The organism is Cuspidothrix issatschenkoi CHARLIE-1 (genome assembly GCF_002934005.1).
GTDB classification, from domain to species: Bacteria; Cyanobacteriota; Cyanobacteriia; order Cyanobacteriales; family Nostocaceae; genus Cuspidothrix; species Cuspidothrix issatschenkoi.
This window is the reverse complement of the sequence record NZ_PGEM01000006.1, coordinates 1-17,642: the sequence shown is the minus strand read 5'-3', so window position 1 is coordinate 17,642 and position 17,642 is coordinate 1. Positions and strand designations below refer to the sequence as shown.

Here is a 17,642-nt window from a genome sequence, read left to right as displayed (position 1 = left end):
CGCACTGCTAATTACAAATTACCGAACTTCACCAAATTCTCCTTTCTCCAAATAACATCTCTTTTCCTATTTGTTCTGATTTCCAAAACCCTGATTCCCGTTTTTGGTAATTGCTTTAAATTATCTTGTAATTCCTCCCAAGAATTAATTAATTCATGTTCTACATTATAAGTAGCACATAACTGAGAAAAATCAATATCTTGAGGTGTGGCAAAAAATTCTTCAAAAGGGGGATTAAATTTAGCAATGGGTAACATTTCAAAAATCCCTCCACCATTGTTATTAATTAAGATAATTGTCAAATGTCCAATAAATTTATTTCTAATTAAAAACCCATTGGTATCATGTAATAGGGCTAAATCTCCTGTTAACATTACACTACTTTGCTGATGATGTGCGATTCCTAAAGCTGTGGAAAGTGTGCCATCAATGCCATTTGCACCTCGATTAAAATAGGGGTTAATTCTTAAATTATTGGGTTTCCAGAAAAATTCTACGTCTCGCACAGGCATACTATTAGCAATAAATAAAGGTGTTGCTGGTGGTAAAGTTTGGGAAATTAACCAAGCGGCTTTACTTTCGATTAATTCATCTATTTGATGAAAATAATTATCAATATTTTTTCTAATTTGTTTTTCTACTGCACACCATTTTTGTAAATATTCACTTTCTCCAAAATTCCCTATTTCCAAATTACTAATTCCTGTTAGTGACATCCTTAAATGGGTGGTTTTTCCATGTAAAGGATCTAAATTTTGATCACAATTATCAATGACAAAACGCTGAGAATTATTAGTAATTAACCAATTGCGTAATTCTTTACTTGTGGGCATTTCACCAATTTGAATTACTATTTCTGGGGTTAATTCTTGGGCAAGTTGCTGATTTCTGAGAATAATATCGTATGTAGAAATTATATAGGGATTTAAGTCTGCATAATTTCTGACAGGGGAAAGTCCTTCAGCTAAAACAGGCCATTGCAAACTTTGACTTAGATGGGCGATCGCTCTACAATATTTTTCAGGGTCTTGTAGTTGTGCTACACCAGCAACAATAATCCCTTTTTGATCATCGGTAATTGGTAATTCGTAGTTGGTAATTGACAATGAGGTGGAAACTATTCCTGAAAAGAAATCTTCCACATCTAAGGTAAAATTTGTACCATCGGGAATTGGCGCGAGAGGATCACGAAAGGGTATATTTAAGTGTACCGCTCCTGAATTGGGAAATTGACAACGTTCCCAAGCGTGGATTATCGTTTGTCTGAGATAACCTAACATTCCCATATCTAGGGAAGGTGTAGCTAATTCTGTTTGCCAATTGGGATAATTACCGTATAGTTTTACTTGGTCTATGGTCTGTCCAGAATGACAATCTCGTAATTCTGCTGGTCTATCGGCGGTTAATATTAATAAAGGGACGCGACTTTCCCTAGCTTCAATTACCGCAGGATAAAAATTTGCTCCTGCTGTTCCCGAAGTACAAACTAATACTACAGGTTTGCCTGTTGCTTTCGCTCGTCCCAACGCGAAAAAAGCTGCTGAACGTTCATCTAAAATGGGAATAGCTTCAATATGCGGTATTTGTTGTACAAAAGCCACTGTTAAAGGTGTGGAACGAGAACCAGGACAAATAACAGCGCATTTTAAACCCAAGCGTTTGAGGGTTTCCGTTAATACATAAGACCAAAGTTGATTAAGATTATTAAAAGTAACTTGCATTCATTAGATAATGGATAGTTAGGTAAAATTATCACCTGTCACCTGTCACCTGTCACCTGTCACCTGTCACCTGTCACCTGTCACCTGTCACCTGTCACCTATTATTTTTTATGGACTGTATTCATTTAACAGGAATTCGTTGCTATGGTTTTACTGGATTTTTACCAGAAGAACAGGTATTAGGACAATGGTTTGAGGTAGATGTTAAATTATGGTTGGATCTTTCCCAACCTTCGCAAACAGATAATATTGAAGATACTATAGATTATCGCTGCACCATTGCCTTAATTCAAAATTTAGTGAAAACTTCAAAGTTTGCATTGGTGGAAAGATTAGCCGGAGCGATCGCTGATGGTATTTTAGAAGATAGCTCCACTATTAATCAAGTACAAGTTATTCTCAGTAAACCTGCTGCACCCATTCCTGATTTTACTGGTAAAATTAGTATTGAATTGGTAAGAACTAAAGTCTAAAACCCTACTATATTTCATTGGTGACAAGTTAAGGAAAAGGGAAAATGGTCAAGTAACCACAAGAGTTTTCAGTCTAGTCTCTTATAATAACTACTCTGAGCTAAATTATCCGACCTTCCATGACCAACCCCCGTCAAGTTGCATTTATTGCCCTCAAAGAAGTACACAAAGGAGCTTATGCTGATGTTGCTCTAGACCGTGTATTACAAAAGTATAAATTACCAGATAATGACCGTCGGTTAATGACAGAATTAGTTTATGGAAGTGTGAGAAGACAACGCACTTTAGACGCTATTATTGATCAACTTGCTACTAAGAAAAACCAACAACAACCCAAAGACCTCCGCACTATTCTACATCTCGGTTTTTACCAACTGCGTTATCAAGAAAGAATCCCCGTTTCGGCGGCTGTAAATACCACTGTTGAATTAGCAAAGGAAAATGGTTTTCCAGGTTTAACTGGTTTTGTGAATGGTTTATTACGTCAATATCTCAGACTAGCAGAAAAATCATCAGAACCGTTAAAACTACCAGAAAATACCGTAGAAAAATTAGGAATTTTATATAGTTTTCCTGATTGGATAATTGAAGTTTGGTTATCACAATTAGGTTTTGAGGAAACAGAAAAACTCTGTAATTGGATGAATCAAACCCCGACCATTGATTTACGAGTAAATATCCTGCATAGTTCTTTAGAAGAGGTGAAATCAGCTTTTGAATCTGCGGGTGTTTTAGTGAAACCTATTCCCCATTTACCCCAAGCTTTACGATTAATTGGTAATAATGGCGCAATTCAAAATTTACCTGGTTTCCATGGAGGTTGGTGGACTGTTCAAGATGGTAGCGCCCAATTGGTTGCTCATTTGCTTGACCCTCAACCCGGTGATGTGGTGATTGATGTATGTGCTGCACCAGGAGGAAAAACTACCCACATTGCCGAATTAATGGGAGATAAGGGCAAAATTTATGCCTGTGATAAAACCCCTTCCCGGTTACGCAAATTAAAGGAAAATGCCCAACGTCTAAATTTACAATCTATCGAAATTTGTACGGGAGATAGTCGCAACTTACCGCAATTTTACAATTCTGCTGACCGTGTATTACTTGATGCTCCTTGTTCCGGTTTGGGAACTATGCACCGTCACGCTGATGCGCGTTGGCGACAAACACCAACATCTGTACAAGAACTTTCTCAATTACAAAAAGAATTACTATCACATAACGCCAATTTTGTCAAGACTGGTGGTATTTTAGTTTATGCAACTTGTACATTGCATCCAGCAGAAAATGAAGAGGTTATTTCTGCGTTTTTAGCTGCAAATCCCCATTGGCAAATCGAACCTCCCAGCTTTGATTTTGGGGATATTTCTACCCCTGGGTGGTTAAAAGTTTGGCCTCACCAATTGGATATGGATGGTTTTTTCATGGTGCGCTTAAGAAAAACTAAGGATTCCGAGTGAATACCAAGAGTGATTGTAAGATTTGATCAAAGCCGGAATCTACCAGAGGAGGCGGTAATGGTTAATAATTCTCATGTGAAAAATCTAGTAAAAATACTGATTGGAGCAGCTTGGATTGATGGCAGAATCCAGCCCGAAGAAAGGCAATATTTGCGGGAAATAGCTCAGGTTAAAGGTTTAGCTAATGATCCCGAAATTAAACCTTGGTTGTATGAATTAGTGCCAGTAAAGCCAGATCAATGTTATGAATGGGTGAGAGAGTATTTAGGCGATCGCCCCACTCAAGAAGATTACGAGAATTTAATTGAAGCCATCAGTGGCTTAATCTATAGTGACGGTGATGTAGCAGTTGAAGAAGCAAGACTCCTCTCTCAATTGGAAGAGTTAAGCAAATCTAGTGAACTTCACCCAAGTGTCCACACCACCCTACTCAAGCAAATTCAAAAACTTTATCGTCGGTGGGTGGACGTGCAGAATTAAAGGCACAGGGGCAGGGGAGAAATATATTTTCTTTTGCCTTTTGCCTCTTGCCTTTTGCCTCTGGTTACTGAGCGACTTGCCCTGAGCGGAGTCGAAGGAAGTCGAAGTATTGCCTATTCCTTCTCAACCTTGGGAACAATGTCAGGGCGCTCTTTATTTTCCCAACCGGGAGGACGTTTGGAATTGTACCAAGCAATTGAACCAATGGTGATAGCAGCTATAAAACCGACTACATACACCAAAGTAAAAGCTAAGGGAAAATGATTTCCAGTATTTTCTACTGGGACTTGGAGCAATAAATAACTCATGACTATATTCCGCTTAATGTTAGGTTACACTTCTTAACAAAGTATAAACTGAGCATATCATCTACATCTGTCCCAGGAAAAATCTTTAGTATGATGTTGACAGTTAACAGTTGGAAAAATCTTTTCCCCTGCTCCCCAGCCCCCCAGATCCCGGTCGGTGAGGGACTTATACTGATCTGGCGATGCCCTGAGCTGGTCGAAGGCTCGAAGTAAGCCGAACTGATACCTCCCTACTCTATTCTGGTGAGGAACTAGGTTTAAGTCTTTCTCTCCAGGAAGGTTGGGATGATGAAGATCCTCCGGAATTATTTTTTGGTGAAGAGGAGGAATTGCCAGGGTTCGATTTGTTGTTCCTGCTTCTTTGTGAACGAGATGATCTAGGATTAGAGTCCCTATTAGATTCTTGGATGCGATTCTGTCTTCTGCGGCGAGGAGTATCAGAAGATGTATTATTATTTTCTTCTCTATAGCGTCGTCTCCGTCTAGGTCTATTTTCTTCTGTATAATTTGGGGTTGATTCCTCCGATTGACCATAGCTTCTTCCACGTCTGCGTCTGGAGGATGAATCAGAATTATCGGTATCATCCTGATCTGATTTTTGCTCATCATCAGGAATAGAGCGATTAACTAGTTTTTGGGGTTTGATTGGTTCCGCTTTAATAGTACCTTTGCGATCTTCTAACTTAGGCCGGGGTGGGAACTTTTCTACAGGCATTCCCTCGACAATTTTTTCCAGAAATTCATGCCAGACATAGGCGGCACTACCACTATTGCCATAGGTAGGGCTGTTATCATCATTCCCTAACCACACCCCGGCTGCTAGTTGGGGGATATAACCAATAAACCATAAATCACGGGCTTCATCGGTAGTACCTGTTTTTCCTGCCACCTGTCTATCATTTAATTGAGCCGCAGCACCTGTTCCATCGGTGACAACATTGCGTAACATCCAAGTCATGATGGCACTGGTATCAGCATCCAAGACTTGATTAGATTCATATTTGGCTGACCAGATTACATTCCCCTCTCGGTTAAGAATGCGACGAATCCCATGTGCTTCTGTATGATTTCCCTGATTAGCGAATGTACCATAAGCACTCGTTAATTCTAACAAGTTGACTTCATTAGAACCTAGAGCCAAAGAATAGTTAGACTTGAGTTCTGATTTAATTCCCATATCATGGGCAAGTTTAATGACTGGATTAAAACCCACATCTATTAATACTTTCACCGCAATTGTATTGATAGACTGGGTGAGAGCATCTCTCATATTCATCCAACCAGAGAATTTGTCATGGGAGTTTTTTGGTTCATAACCATCTATTGATAATGGTGCATCTAAATAGCTATCGTAGGGACTTTTACCAGTGGCGATCGCTGTAGCATAGAGAAAAGCTTTAAAGGTTGATCCGGGTTGGCGTTGAGCTTGCGTTACCCGATTAAACTGGTTTTTACTAAAGTCTTTACCTCCTACCATGGCTTGAATTTCACCATTATGAGGATCTATGGCTACTAAGGCGGCTTCTTTAAAGTTTTGCCAACGGCCTTCATTTTTGAGGATTTTGGCAACTGCGACTTCTGCGGCTGTTTGCCAAGTTGGGTTTAAAGTAGTTTCTACCACTAACCCGCCACTAGCCAACACATCGGGGGCAACGTGCTTAGGTAGTTCCTTCTGAATATAGGACGTAAAGTAGGGAAATTTTACCTCTAAACGTTTGGGTAAATTGCTATTAACTGTTAATGCTTCATCAATAGCGGACTGTTTTTGCAATGGTGTAATCATGCCATCTTCTTCCATGCGCTGCAACACCAGATTTCGTCGTTCTGTAGCTGCTTTGGGGTTTTTATCAGGGGCGTAGACATTGGGCGCAGGAGCTAAACCTGCCAAGGTGGCCATTTCTGATAAGGTAAGCTGATCTACAGTTTTACTAAAGTAAACCCAAGCCGCATCTCCCACACCATAAGCACCAGAACCCAAATAAATAAGATTGAGATAACGTTCTAAAATCTCATCTTTGCTTAATTCCTGTTCCATTTTCTGGGCTAATCGTACTTCTTTGAGTTTCCGCCAGAAGGTTTTTTCTTGTTTGAGGAAGAGAATTCGGGCTACCTGTTGGGTGATGGTGCTACCACCTTCTACCACATCTTTTGATCGCACATTATTCACAACTGCCCGAAAAATCCCCTGAACATCCACTCCACTATGTTGCTTAAATCTTCTATCTTCTGAGGCAATAAAAGCTTTCTTTAAATTATCTGGTATTTGTTTCAAGGTTAGCATTTCTCTAGTGGCTTCGCCTTGCTGTTGTAAAACGCTACCATCAGCCGCTTTAATCGTCAATGTTTGCTCTCTAGCTACTGCTTTGAGCGCGGACTGATCTGGCAAATTGCTATCTATTTCTTTGATAGTGTAATGGAAAGTAATGATTCCTCCAGTTATACCTAAACCTGCCCAAAACCAAAGACGACGATAAAAGGGTTTATCGTGTCCGACAATTTTGCCCAAAACTCCAGATGAAAGGGTTGTCATCTGATTGATTAACTGCTTCGCCTTCACCTGCATTCTCGGTAGTAAGTTTTCATATACGGACTCCTCATTTTTTCGATCATTACCAAGTGGCAATCACAGTTTCTCCTGTTTAGTCGTCAGCGCAATATCTTTGGTTTTCACATAGTACATCATAAAGAATTAACTTTATTCAGTAGTAAAATATGTTTTTTAAAATATCAGTTATTCAATATTAATTTTCATTAATAAAAATGCAATTTTTGCATAATCTAGGGAAATAGTTAGACTATTGAAACCCACAAGTGTTGAATCCTGCAATAAAACTTTACAATCTTTGCGTTTTACCCAGGTAAAATCCATTGTCTATTGAGAATAGAGTCATTAATTGCTCAAATTTGGTATCATGAATACTAATGCACAACTTGGACAATATCCTCAAAATCTTAACATTCAACACTTCTGATTGAAACCATAAACTTTTAATAAAATGGTATTAGACAAAGACTCTGTGGATGAGATGCTGCTAAAGTACCATCCTCAAACGGTCAAAGCGGCGATCAGTCTTGGTAGCAACCTGGGTAATTGCCAAGCTACTTTAGCAGGAGCCTTAACAGCTTTAGAACAAACATCAGGTATAACTATCCAAACCCAATCGAGTTGGTATCAGACAAAGGCTATAGGGCCGACTCAACCAGATTACTTAAATGGCTGCGCCACATTACTTGTAGAAATATCACCACAGGCTTTATTAGAAAATTTACTAACCATTGAACAACAATTTGGGCGTGTGCGTCAAGAACATTGGGGACCACGCACCCTAGATTTAGATTTGTTATTATATGATGACTTAATTTTACATGAGCCAAATCTGCAAATTCCCCATCCCCGCATGGCCGAACGAGCTTTTGTTCTCGTACCCCTAGCAGAAATTGCCCCCAATTGGCGAGATCCCATATCAAAACGCATCATTCAAGATTTACTGCTAGAGGTAGACACTTGTGATGTACATTTATTGTAGTGGGCAAAAAAATTACTATTTTGACAGCCCAAAAAGAACTGATTACAAAAAAACCCCCCGTATACATTCTCTGTATTCACAGACTGTAGAATTTGACTATGCCATTAGGTAGAGAATTACCACAGTTGCTTAAGCAACGCTTGTTTTATAAAGGGCGCAAGTTTAACTTTGAAGTTAATCGCTTGCGTTTACCCAACAAATCTGAAGGAGAATGGGAATGTATTCGCCATCCCGGTGGTGCTTTAGCTATTCCCATAACCGCAGAAGGTAAGCTTGTACTTGTCCGTCAATATCGGTTTGCAGTCCAAGGCAGATTATTAGAATTTCCCGCCGGTACTGTAGAAGCTAATGAAGATCCTTTAGAGACAGTTGAACGGGAAATTCAAGAAGAAACCGGCTATGTTGCTCATAAATGGGACAAGCTAGGCGAATTTTTCCTTGCTCCTGGTTATTCTGATGAAATTATCTATGCTTTTATCGCCAGAGATTTAGAACTCCTGGAAACTCCTCCAGAAAAAGACGAAGATGAAGATATGCAAATAGTATTGCTTACTCCTGAAGAATTGGAACAAGCGATTTTGAGAGGAGAACCTGTAGATGCTAAATCTATTGCTAGTTTTTTCCTCTTGCGATCATTTTTACCTTAAGGGTTGTACCAAAAAATCTTGTCCTAGAGAGATGCCCTAGGGGCGAACGGCCGTTCGCCCGTACAACCGTCATCATCTCGAATGATCGCCAACAAAATCACGGATATGATAATCAAGAGATTGGGTTAAAACTTTTTTAGTTGTGCCAAAATCCTGTAATTTTCCCACATGATTCTCATTATATTGAAATAGAGCAGTAAAATCTGCAAGTCGGTAAACCTGTTGTATGTTGTGAGAAATAAATATAATTGTCAATTCAGAACGCAAGCACTCAATTAGTTCTTCAATTTTTGTGGTGGCAATAGGATCAAGTCCCACAAACAGTTCATCCATGAGAATAACTTGGGGTTTTACGGCTAAGGCGCGGGCAATGCACAAACGTTGTTGTTGTCCTATAGCCAGTTCTAAAGCAGATTTATGGAGTTTATTTTTCAATTCTTCCCAAATATCAGCAGCTTTGAGAGCTAATTCCACAATTTCATCTAATTCGGGTTTTGGTCGCCAGCCAATTAATTTGACACCATAGGCAATATTATCATAAATGCTCATGGGAAAAAGATTTGGTTTAGAGTAGATGATACTAATTTGACGACGAAGACGATTGAGATTAATGCGTCGTTCATAAATATTTTGCCCAAAAAATTCTATTTTGCCTTCAACTAGCACTTCTCCCTCTAAGTCACTCATGCGGTTGAGAGATTTTAAAAAAGTAGACTTACCGCAACCGCTAGGCCCAATAATGGCAATTATTTTATTTTGGGGAACATCCATAGAGACATTTTCCAAAATTTTGCGCTGGTTATAGTAAAAACTAAAATTTTTGACACTAATAGCCGGAATTATTTTCACCATAGTTATAAAAAAGGAGTCAGGAATAAGAAAAAAAGCAGAAGAATAGTTGTAAGGCTTTATATTTGCTGATAATCTAAATTAGTTATTATACTTATCTACAATGCTGCATTTAATTAATGTAAGAAAGGTAAATATTATGTTACATCGGTTAATTTTGATTATTACTACTATTATTGTCTGGCATTTGTGTATTTCTGACACAGTAGCCAAGGACAAAAAAAATGAAGATTTGGATAAGTTTCCTCCCAGTCCTCTAGAAATAACTATAACTGACCCAATATTGCCAAATTTAGCCAACAAACGGGAATTAACATCAGCAGAGTTGGAAAAATTAAGTATAGATTTAGATGGGTTAAATCAAGAAGCGCAAGTTATTCTACAAACAGGAGATAATCAGAAGGCCTTTGATATTTGGAATCGTGAACTCAGGTTAAGACGCTTTATAGGCACATTATCTGAAGTCGAAGCGTTAGCAAGAGTGGGAGAAATTGCCAGCAATGAAAATGAACGGGAACAAGTACAATATATTAGTCAACGATTACAAGCAATTCAAAGCCAGATAACAAAACAGAAAGATAATAATTTACAATTATGGCGATCGCTTGGTAATGCTTATCAAAAAGTCCGTTTGTATAAATCAAAAATATCAGTGTATAAACAAATTTTAACTCTAGTTAGACAACAAAAAGATGTAAGTGCCGAAATAGAGACTTTAAATGAGCTTGGAGAATTAAATTTAAGTATATTTGATTATTCCCAGGCAGCGAATATTTACCAAAAACTATTAAACTTGGCAGTTAATCAAGGCAATAAAACTAATGAATTAGCATATTTACAAAAATTAGCTTATATCTATACCCAAAAGAAACAACCCCAGGCAGTAATAGATATTTTGAATGAATTAGTCCAAATTTACACTCGTGACCAAAATTTGAATCAAATTCCCGCTTTGAAATTAGCAATTGCGGCTAATTATGAATTCCTAGCTAAAGACAGCCCAAATTTAACACAACAAGCTTTTGATAATTATCAATCAGCCTATACTACTGCTTGGCAATTAGAACAATACGCTAGGGCAGCAGAAGCATTAGAAAAGTTAATTGTTTTTTATCGTTCTCAAAAACAAATAGATGCAGCTTTAGAAACTAGCCAAATTCTCATTCAAACCCAAACATTAGCCAGTAACCTTTATGGATTAATGTCAGCATACAAACAAATTGGTGATATATATTTAGAAAATCAACAATATCCCCAAGCATTAACAGCATTTGAGCAAGGATTAGAAATAGCCCAGCAACTCAAACATCAAGAGGCATATTTTAGCGAACAAATTCAAAAGTTAAAAACTGCACAAAAACTTTAGGGCGTTACTGAAACCAAGTATGAATTTAGGTCTAAAGATGTTCCAGCGAAACATCTCTACAAGAGTTTGGATATGATCAAAAATCATTTTCATATATCAAATTAGCAACCCCAACTTTAGACCAGATTATCAATAAATAAAGAAAGTCCGCGTTGGCGGACTTTAGACATTGGATAAGGTTAAGTTGTCACCAAGAGAGTCTACAAGATGTTAGACTTATTTCATATTTTTATTGATTATTTTCATAAAATCAACATTTTGGATATAACATTTAGGACATAATGCCGGGATTTATGTCTATTAAAAAGACCATTTATTGATAATAATTGCTACATTTTTCTATCTCCCATCTGTGAAATGTGTGGAATATTTGCAAAATTAGGGACATAATTCAAAGAGTTGTGTCTAAACTTATGATAAAGTCTCTACAACGAAAAATAGTAAGTATTCAGATCCCCGACTTCTCAGATAAATGGACACAATAAATAAAAGAAGTCTGGGATTTTACCGCCCTTACCTGAATTCTTCCGAAAAATAAAAAAACCCCAAAAGTAAAAACTTCTGAGGTATCAAGATTTTTAGGTGCTATTGAGGACAATAGAATCCTGTTATCAGGTGGAGTAGGCAATCTGAGGACTGATAACAAGAAAACTAAATTTGTTCGGATCTCAAATGAAGAACCTAAAAGCCCACAGGTCAACTACTTCAATAATCTACCAGAGGTATTTATATCTGAGTAGCCAAATTGGCGTTTTTTTTACTAGCATTAATTGTAGGGGTATAGCAGGTGACATACTACAAATTAGAAATAATATATACTTGGATCTTGCTCAATATACTGAGACTCAATCGTTGATGATATACGGTTTAGAGTTTACAGCTTGTTCAAAAATCAAAATTGAGTGAAAAACAGGCTTCTGGAAGATTATTGCTACTAACAAATATTCTGACTCCTGAATTCTGACTAAATTACTTATCCTCCTGCATACTCCTCATAATTTTTGTCACAAGTTTTCTCGGAATAAACCGCACACATTTTGACATTTGTTTATTCCTGGCTTTATTATTTCTATTGGCTTATATGATTTTGCTATGAAAGCCACAAAATTACCTATCATGATGACCAATAATAACGCCTTACTTGTTCTTATATCTACACTCTTAATTTGTATTACATCAGGAGCATTAGCTATTAATAAACTCCGTTCTGCTGACCCGGCTGATATTTTCTAATTCACAGGTAGCAGTAATTAACAATCGTGCAGTATTGGAAATTCCCCCAATGCTACAAAAAATTGTCAAAATTAACAGCAACCTCAGATAGAAGTCGAAATTTACTCACTTCTCTTATTCTCAATATATCTTCTCTAATCACCTCAATATCAACCCATGAACTTACAAAACAAAATTCTATTAATTACTGCCATTGATGAATTTATTGGCTTACGTGCGGCTGAATTGGCCATAGCCCAAGGTATTAAAGTTAAAGGTATCCAAAGTCCTGGAAACAAGGATAAAACAGCACAAAATTTAGGTGTAGAAATTATTGAAGGCAATATTACCGATGCTAAATTTTGTGCTAAAGCTTGTCAGGAAGTAGATGTAGTTTTACATAATGCTCAAATTGCCGAAGAAGCGGGAGATATTAAACATTTTCGCCAAGTCAATGTGGGCGGGACAATTAATATAGCTCAAGCGGCTAAACAAGCAGGAATTAAAACTTTTGTCCATCTTTCTAGCGTTTTAGTATATGGATTTGATTACCCTGAAAACGTTACAGAATCTGGTGTACTTTCTGATGAAAATAACGCCTATTGTCAAACTAAAATCGAAGCAGAAATAGAGGTTTTAAAACTTAATTCTCCAGATTTCGGTGTAATTGTAATTCGGGCTGGAGATGTCTATGGTCCGGGAAGTATTCCTTGGATAGTCCGACCAATTCACATGATGAGACAAAAGTTATTTGCCTATGCTAATGATGGTCAAGGTGTAATGAATCATCTGTATATAGATAACTTAATTGATGCTATCTTTTTAGCTATTGAAAAATCAGCTTATGGGGAGATTTTCAATATTACAGATGGGAAAGAAACTTCCTGGAAAGAGTATTTTATTCATCTAGCCTCACTAGAAGGTTTACCAGCACCTATGTCTTTACCAAAAGAGGAAATGAAATTATTTTTACGGGTGCGTCTTGAGGGGCAAAAACTATTTCGGAAAAAGGCCGATATTCTCCCCGAATCAGTTGATTTTATGAGTCGTCCCTATGCTTATTCCATTACCAAAGCTAAAAATCTTCTGAATTATCAAGCTAAAGTAGATTTAGCTGAGGGAATGCGTCGCACTAATGAATGGTTGCAAAAAACTGATATTCAAAAATTGATGAAGTAAGAAAAAAAGAGTAACTTTTGATAATAGGGAAATATAAACTCATGCTCAAAATTGTGAATTTATTGATGGCTACTTTGCTAACTATGAGCTTTACAGAAGTAGCTTATGCTGAATCAACAGCAAATTTAACTGTAGTAGTCAATGGTATTACTAGCAAAAGTGGTGAAATTTGTATGCGGGTTTATAACTCGGAAAAAGGATTTCCCATGAGTGATAAAAGTGAAGTACAAAGTGGCTGTACTAAGATTACAGGTAATTCTGTGAAGCGTGTATTTTCTGGGTTAAAACCTGGTAATTATGCGGTAGCTGTAGTTGATGATCAAAATGGTGATCACAAACTAAATAAAGATTTTTTCGGCATTCCTGAAGAGGGTTTTGGTATTTCCAGAAATCCCATTGTTTCCATTACCACTGGTACACCTAAGTTCAAAAATGCTAGTTTTAAACTTAATAAAAATACTAGCATTAATATTTTTATGAAGTATTCTCTTGATCCTTAATTGAACCGAAATTAGGGGTAATTCATGAATTACCCCTAGGAAATAATCAGAAACGAAAAATAAAGCTCTGTAGAAACAGAGTAGCAGAATATACAATTGTATCACAATAGGCCCCCATTCCTTTGCAAGCAATGGGAGTTTGCATCTATTCTCAATCAAAATAGTGGGTTATTAACCCACTCTACAAAACTAGACATTTAACGGCTTTTTTGTAACAATTGGTTTGTAACTATCACTATTTACCATTGGTACAGGTGGAATAGTTTCCTTACCAGTAATTAATCTTGCCCCACGATTGCGGGTAAAATAACTCCACAACCACTGAATCATAACTACTAACTTATTATCAAATTCAATTAGGAAGTAGATATGAATAAATAACCAAACAAACCACGCAAAGAAACCTCTAAGTTTAATAAAACCTAAATCAACAACTGCGGCGTGTTGCCCAATCATTGCTAAACTACCTCTATCCACATAGTTAAATTGGGGCAGGGTTTCACCTTTGAGGCGTTTTTGAATCAGTTTGGCGACATATTCCCCTTCTTGCATGGCGACTGGTGCAACACCTGGTAAGGGTTTATCATTTTGATGGGCAAAATTCGCTAAGTCACCAACTACGAAAATGTTGGGATATCCTTGAATACTTAGGTCTGGTTCAACGATAACACGACCAGCGCGATCGCTCTCTACTCCTGTTCTTTGTGTCAAAACTTGTCCCATGGGGGATGCTTTCACACCCGCCGCCCACAATACTGTTTTTGCAGGAATTTCTTTAACTTCATCACCTTGCTTAATTGTAACAATATCATTTTCAATGTGTGTTACTAGTGTCCTAGTTTGCACATCTACACCCAAAGCCTTTAAAGATGATTCTGCGATGTGGGATAATTCCGGTGCAAAGGGAGGAAGTACACGATCTAAACCTTCTAACAATAAAACTCTGGTTTCTGCGGTGTCAATGTTGCGGAAATCTTCTTTCAGGGTTTTGGTTGCCAATTCAGCGATCGCTCCCGCCAATTCTACCCCAGTTGGACCACCACCCACAATTACAAAAGTTAACAAAGCTTGGCGTTTAACCGGATCTGTTTCTTTTTCAGCAGCTTCAAAAGCTAGAAAAATCCGTCGCCGCATCTCAATAGCATCTTCCACCGTCTTCAAACCGGGTGCAAATTCTTCCCAGTTATCCTTACCAAAATAGGAATGCTTCGCCCCTGTAGCCACAATTAAAGTGTCATAGGGAACAGTTTCTTCACCCACAATAACATTTTGAGTATCGGTATCAATATCATTCACCTCACCCAACAACACCTTTGTATTCTTGCTCTTGCTGAGGACAGAACGCAAGGGTGAGGAAATATCCGCCGGGGATAACGCACCTGTGGCTACTTGGTATAGCAGGGGTTGAAACAAATGAAAATTACGTTTATCAATGAGAGTAATTTGTACATTTGCCTTAGCTAGAGACTTAGCAGCATATAGTCCCCCAAAACCTCCGCCAATAATGACGACTTGATGGACTGGTTTGTTTTCAGCTTGGTCAGCCATAGAAAATATTTCCTTACATTACAGATCATGTAACTATTCTTAACAATTTTGTATCAAAATTGTCACAATTATTTCTGTTTATTGTGAACTTCTTAAGAAAGATTAAAGTAACGAACTATAGCAGAAGGCACGAGGCAATAGGCAATAGTAAAAATATTCTTCCCTGCACCCCTACTCCCCTACTCCTCTTTCAACCATTAACGGTTGTTGATATAGGGGAACTGTAAACGTGACGGTTGAACCTAGTCCCTCACCAAGACTATAAAAATGGACTTCGCCGCCCATAGCTTCTATCAGCTTTTGTGATATAGTTAGTCCTAAACCTGTACCACCATAGTGACGAGTTCGAGAACCATCAACCTGAGAAAATAATTGAAAGAGTTTATCTTGTTTATCTAAGGAAACGCCTATACCCGTATCAGCGACACGAACTTTAACTATGCCAGGGTGTTTTTTGGCGGCTGCATTTTTCACAATTAAATCTGCACTAATGGTAATACCACCTTCATGGGTAAATTTAATAGCATTGCCTACTAAATTCAGCATGACTTGTAATAATCTTTTATAGTTGCCTTGAACAATGATGTCGTCAGAGATGGGAGGCATTTCCATCTGAAAACTGAGATTTTTCATTTCTGCTGGAGTGCGCGTGAAGTTGTCAACATCATCAAATAGTTCTTTAAGATTGACTGGTGAACAGTCTAACTCCATTTTACCGGCTTCAATTTTAGCAATATCCAAAATGTCATTGAGGATATTTAACAGATGTAAAGATAATTCATAGGCTTCGGAAATAAACTCATTTTGTTCTTCGGGATCATCTGTCATCCCTTCTAAAATCAGCTTTAGGAAGCCGATCATACCATTGAGGGGAGTACGAATTTCATGGGAAACGTTGGCCAGAAATTCACTTTTTAACCGGGAGGCTTCTTCGGTTGTTTGGCGAGATTCTTCTAATTCTTTATATAACGTAGCATAAGCGATCGCTGTTCCTAATTGATCTCCTACTTCTTTAGCTAATTCTAATTCTGCTTGTGTTAATGGATAGCACTCATTAATGAAAGTAAGAGCCACCAAACCATTAGCCTTATCTTTATAACAAGTAGCTACCACCAAAACTTTACACTGAGAAGATTTATCATTGCAAGTCATTGGTATTACTACTGGTTCTAGAGTAGTTAATGCCTTAGCAAAAGCTGGCTCAGAAGATATATCTATTTCTGAGCCAAGTATAGAATTTACCCCTGTTTCATGATACTCAGCAATAACGCGAACTTTGACTTTGGTACTAGATGGTTGATAAGGGCAGATAATACAGCGTTCTAGTTTAAGGGTTTTGCCCAAATTATCGACTGTTTGCTGCCAGATAATATCTAAATCTAGTGTCCGGCGGATATTTCTGGTAATTCTGTTTAATAACTTTTGGTAACGCTGCAACCGCAAGGCTAAGTCCAGGGGAGTCGGTGGTTGAATTGTCTGATTCAACGCTTGGGAGTTAATTTGTGATGGTAAAACCCTACCTATGACCAAAACTGCCGTTGTCGGTTGACCAAATCGGGGCAGAATTGGCGTAATTGTCAATTCCAACTCTAATAATTCAATATTCGGGCATTTAAACCAACAGGTTATCCTTTCGGGAATAGAACTGCTCAAAACCCGGTGTAAATGTTCTAGATAAACAACTTTATCTACTGGACTAAAGCTATCATTCTCATTGAGTACATCAACTATCCTCTGTGTCTCGCACCCTAAGTATTCGCTATGTTGCCAATAAAAACTGAGATAGCGTCCACACCCATCTTGGGTATATAATAACTCCACTCCCAAATTTGGACATGAGCTATCCGTACTTAGGATGATAGCTTCAAGATTTTGAGGAATTAAATTCGGCAATTGGGTATTGGTAGTAATAGTCATTAATCGAGTTGGATAGACAAAGGGCTTTCCACCTTGCTTATACTAAAGCTACCTAAATTGTGGCATAAACTTTTACATCTTTGACATTTTTTTATTGTGGATTTTGGATTTTTCTAGGATTGGTGGCAGTGAACTACCCACACTGACTTGGAGTACCAAGTACAGTGTGGGCTTCTGTACTCACGGGGGAGTGCCGCAACTTAGACTTTCGCCCAAGTTTTGGTCTTATCTCCCCTCCTACAGCACCAGACGGCTGAACCTTCCGCCTTTATCCCTTCGACTTCGCTCAGGGCAAGCATTCTGATACCCTCTGTCCTAATATTTATCGCTGCATTTCCATCTCTATCATGATGAGTACCACAATGAGGACAAGTCCATTCACGGACATCCAATGGCATATCACCAATTTGATAAAAACAATTAGAACAGAGTTTAGAACTGGGAAACCATCTATC

14 protein-coding genes and 2 pseudogenes are annotated in these 17,642 nt (G+C 37.9%); 9 read left to right on the top strand and 7 right to left on the bottom strand.

What is annotated here, in order from left to right; translation table 11 throughout:
* Positions 1-11 precede the first annotated feature (11 nt).
* Positions 12-1,721: a 2-succinyl-5-enolpyruvyl-6-hydroxy-3-cyclohexene-1-carboxylic-acid synthase gene (menD, locus tag CUN59_RS00975; protein WP_104386083.1), complete on the bottom strand. Its 1,710-nt coding sequence runs from the start codon at positions 1,719-1,721 to the stop codon at positions 12-14.
* 110 nt (positions 1,722-1,831) lie between these two features.
* Here menD and folB point away from each other — a divergent pair, with 110 nt between their 5' ends.
* The 3 genes from folB to CUN59_RS00960 all read left to right on the top strand — a co-directional run bounded on the left by folB (position 1,832) and on the right by CUN59_RS00960 (position 4,134).
* The gene (gene folB, locus CUN59_RS00970) at positions 1,832-2,194 is read left to right on the top strand and encodes a dihydroneopterin aldolase (RefSeq protein ID WP_104386082.1); all 363 of its coding nucleotides are present in this window, start codon (positions 1,832-1,834) and stop codon (positions 2,192-2,194) included.
* A 119-nt stretch (positions 2,195-2,313) separates the two neighbouring features.
* Complete coding sequence (locus CUN59_RS00965; protein WP_104386081.1) at positions 2,314-3,654, top strand: 16S rRNA (cytosine(967)-C(5))-methyltransferase; 1,341 nt, start codon at positions 2,314-2,316, stop codon at positions 3,652-3,654.
* A gap of 57 nt (positions 3,655-3,711) precedes the next feature.
* Positions 3,712-4,134, top strand: a complete 423-nt coding sequence (locus tag CUN59_RS00960) for a tellurite resistance TerB family protein (protein ID WP_104386080.1) — start codon at positions 3,712-3,714, stop codon at positions 4,132-4,134.
* A 113-nt stretch (positions 4,135-4,247) separates the two neighbouring features.
* Here CUN59_RS00960 and psb35 read toward each other — a convergent pair whose 3' ends face one another.
* Together psb35 and CUN59_RS00950 are read right to left on the bottom strand one after the other, a co-directional pair.
* Positions 4,248-4,442 carry a photosystem II assembly protein Psb35 gene (gene psb35, locus CUN59_RS00955; RefSeq protein WP_104386079.1) on the bottom strand — a complete coding sequence of 65 codons (195 nt, stop codon included), beginning with the start codon at positions 4,440-4,442 and terminating at the stop codon, positions 4,248-4,250.
* 235 nt (positions 4,443-4,677) lie between these two features.
* On the bottom strand, positions 4,678-7,005 hold the full coding sequence (locus CUN59_RS00950; protein ID WP_104386078.1) for a transglycosylase domain-containing protein: 2,328 nt from the start codon (positions 7,003-7,005) through the stop codon (positions 4,678-4,680).
* A 463-nt stretch (positions 7,006-7,468) separates the two neighbouring features.
* Here CUN59_RS00950 and folK point away from each other — a divergent pair, with 463 nt between their 5' ends.
* Both folK and CUN59_RS00940 read left to right on the top strand, forming a co-directional pair.
* On the top strand, positions 7,469-7,969 hold the full coding sequence (gene folK / locus CUN59_RS00945) for a 2-amino-4-hydroxy-6-hydroxymethyldihydropteridine diphosphokinase (RefSeq protein ID WP_104386131.1): 501 nt from the start codon (positions 7,469-7,471) through the stop codon (positions 7,967-7,969).
* Between the two features lie 98 nt (positions 7,970-8,067).
* Positions 8,068-8,616, top strand: a complete 549-nt coding sequence (locus CUN59_RS00940; RefSeq protein WP_104386077.1) for an NUDIX hydrolase — start codon at positions 8,068-8,070, stop codon at positions 8,614-8,616.
* Positions 8,617-8,688: 72 nt separating this feature from the next.
* Here the strand turns inward: CUN59_RS00940 and CUN59_RS00935 are convergent, their stop codons facing one another.
* Positions 8,689-9,468: a phosphate ABC transporter ATP-binding protein gene (locus CUN59_RS00935; protein ID WP_104386076.1), complete on the bottom strand. Its 780-nt coding sequence runs from the start codon at positions 9,466-9,468 to the stop codon at positions 8,689-8,691.
* Positions 9,469-9,604: 136 nt separating this feature from the next.
* Between CUN59_RS00935 and CUN59_RS00930 the strand changes: the two genes are divergently transcribed.
* From CUN59_RS00930 to CUN59_RS00910, 4 genes and pseudogenes are all read left to right on the top strand, one after another.
* A complete protein-coding gene (locus tag CUN59_RS00930; protein ID WP_104386130.1) occupies positions 9,605-10,831 on the top strand; it encodes a tetratricopeptide repeat protein in 1,227 nt (408 codons plus the stop codon).
* Between the two features lie 1,047 nt (positions 10,832-11,878).
* Positions 11,879-12,064 (top strand): annotated as a pseudogene (locus tag CUN59_RS00920) (ABC transporter); the annotation flags it as partial.
* A 156-nt stretch (positions 12,065-12,220) separates the two neighbouring features.
* On the top strand, positions 12,221-13,222 hold the full coding sequence (locus tag CUN59_RS00915; protein WP_104386075.1) for an NAD-dependent epimerase/dehydratase family protein: 1,002 nt from the start codon (positions 12,221-12,223) through the stop codon (positions 13,220-13,222).
* 41 nt (positions 13,223-13,263) lie between these two features.
* The gene (locus CUN59_RS00910; RefSeq protein WP_104386074.1) at positions 13,264-13,722 is read left to right on the top strand and encodes a DUF2141 domain-containing protein; all 459 of its coding nucleotides are present in this window, start codon (positions 13,264-13,266) and stop codon (positions 13,720-13,722) included.
* Positions 13,723-13,911: 189 nt separating this feature from the next.
* Here the strand turns inward: CUN59_RS00910 and CUN59_RS00905 are convergent, their stop codons facing one another.
* From CUN59_RS00905 to CUN59_RS00895, 3 genes and pseudogenes are all read right to left on the bottom strand, one after another.
* Positions 13,912-15,270, bottom strand: coding sequence for an NAD(P)/FAD-dependent oxidoreductase (locus CUN59_RS00905; protein ID WP_104386073.1), 1,359 nt, complete (start codon positions 15,268-15,270; stop codon positions 13,912-13,914).
* Between the two features lie 171 nt (positions 15,271-15,441).
* Positions 15,442-17,187 carry a GAF domain-containing sensor histidine kinase gene (locus CUN59_RS00900; RefSeq protein WP_104386072.1) on the bottom strand — a complete coding sequence of 582 codons (1,746 nt, stop codon included), beginning with the start codon at positions 17,185-17,187 and terminating at the stop codon, positions 15,442-15,444.
* Between the two features lie 133 nt (positions 17,188-17,320).
* Positions 17,321-17,642: pseudogene (locus CUN59_RS00895) on the bottom strand (zinc ribbon domain-containing protein); the annotation flags it as partial.

Excerpts from the sequence above, each read along its gene's own strand:
- menD (WP_104386083.1), bottom strand. The coding sequence starts at position 1,721 with ATGCAAGTTACTTTTAATAATCTTAATCAACTTTGGTCTTATGTATTA.
- folB (WP_104386082.1), top strand. The coding sequence starts at position 1,832 with ATGGACTGTATTCATTTAACAGGAATTCGTTGCTATGGTTTTACTGGA.
- CUN59_RS00965 (WP_104386081.1), top strand. The coding sequence starts at position 2,314 with ATGACCAACCCCCGTCAAGTTGCATTTATTGCCCTCAAAGAAGTACAC.
- CUN59_RS00960 (WP_104386080.1), top strand. The coding sequence starts at position 3,712 with ATGGTTAATAATTCTCATGTGAAAAATCTAGTAAAAATACTGATTGGA.
- psb35 (WP_104386079.1), bottom strand. The coding sequence starts at position 4,442 with ATGAGTTATTTATTGCTCCAAGTCCCAGTAGAAAATACTGGAAATCAT.
- CUN59_RS00950 (WP_104386078.1), bottom strand. The coding sequence starts at position 7,005 with ATGCAGGTGAAGGCGAAGCAGTTAATCAATCAGATGACAACCCTTTCA.
- folK (WP_104386131.1), top strand. The coding sequence starts at position 7,469 with ATGCTGCTAAAGTACCATCCTCAAACGGTCAAAGCGGCGATCAGTCTT.
- CUN59_RS00940 (WP_104386077.1), top strand. The coding sequence starts at position 8,068 with ATGCCATTAGGTAGAGAATTACCACAGTTGCTTAAGCAACGCTTGTTT.
- CUN59_RS00935 (WP_104386076.1), bottom strand. The coding sequence starts at position 9,468 with ATGGTGAAAATAATTCCGGCTATTAGTGTCAAAAATTTTAGTTTTTAC.
- CUN59_RS00930 (WP_104386130.1), top strand. The coding sequence starts at position 9,605 with ATGTTACATCGGTTAATTTTGATTATTACTACTATTATTGTCTGGCAT.
- CUN59_RS00915 (WP_104386075.1), top strand. The coding sequence starts at position 12,221 with ATGAACTTACAAAACAAAATTCTATTAATTACTGCCATTGATGAATTT.
- CUN59_RS00910 (WP_104386074.1), top strand. The coding sequence starts at position 13,264 with ATGCTCAAAATTGTGAATTTATTGATGGCTACTTTGCTAACTATGAGC.
- CUN59_RS00905 (WP_104386073.1), bottom strand. The coding sequence starts at position 15,270 with ATGGCTGACCAAGCTGAAAACAAACCAGTCCATCAAGTCGTCATTATT.
- CUN59_RS00900 (WP_104386072.1), bottom strand. The coding sequence starts at position 17,187 with ATGACTATTACTACCAATACCCAATTGCCGAATTTAATTCCTCAAAAT.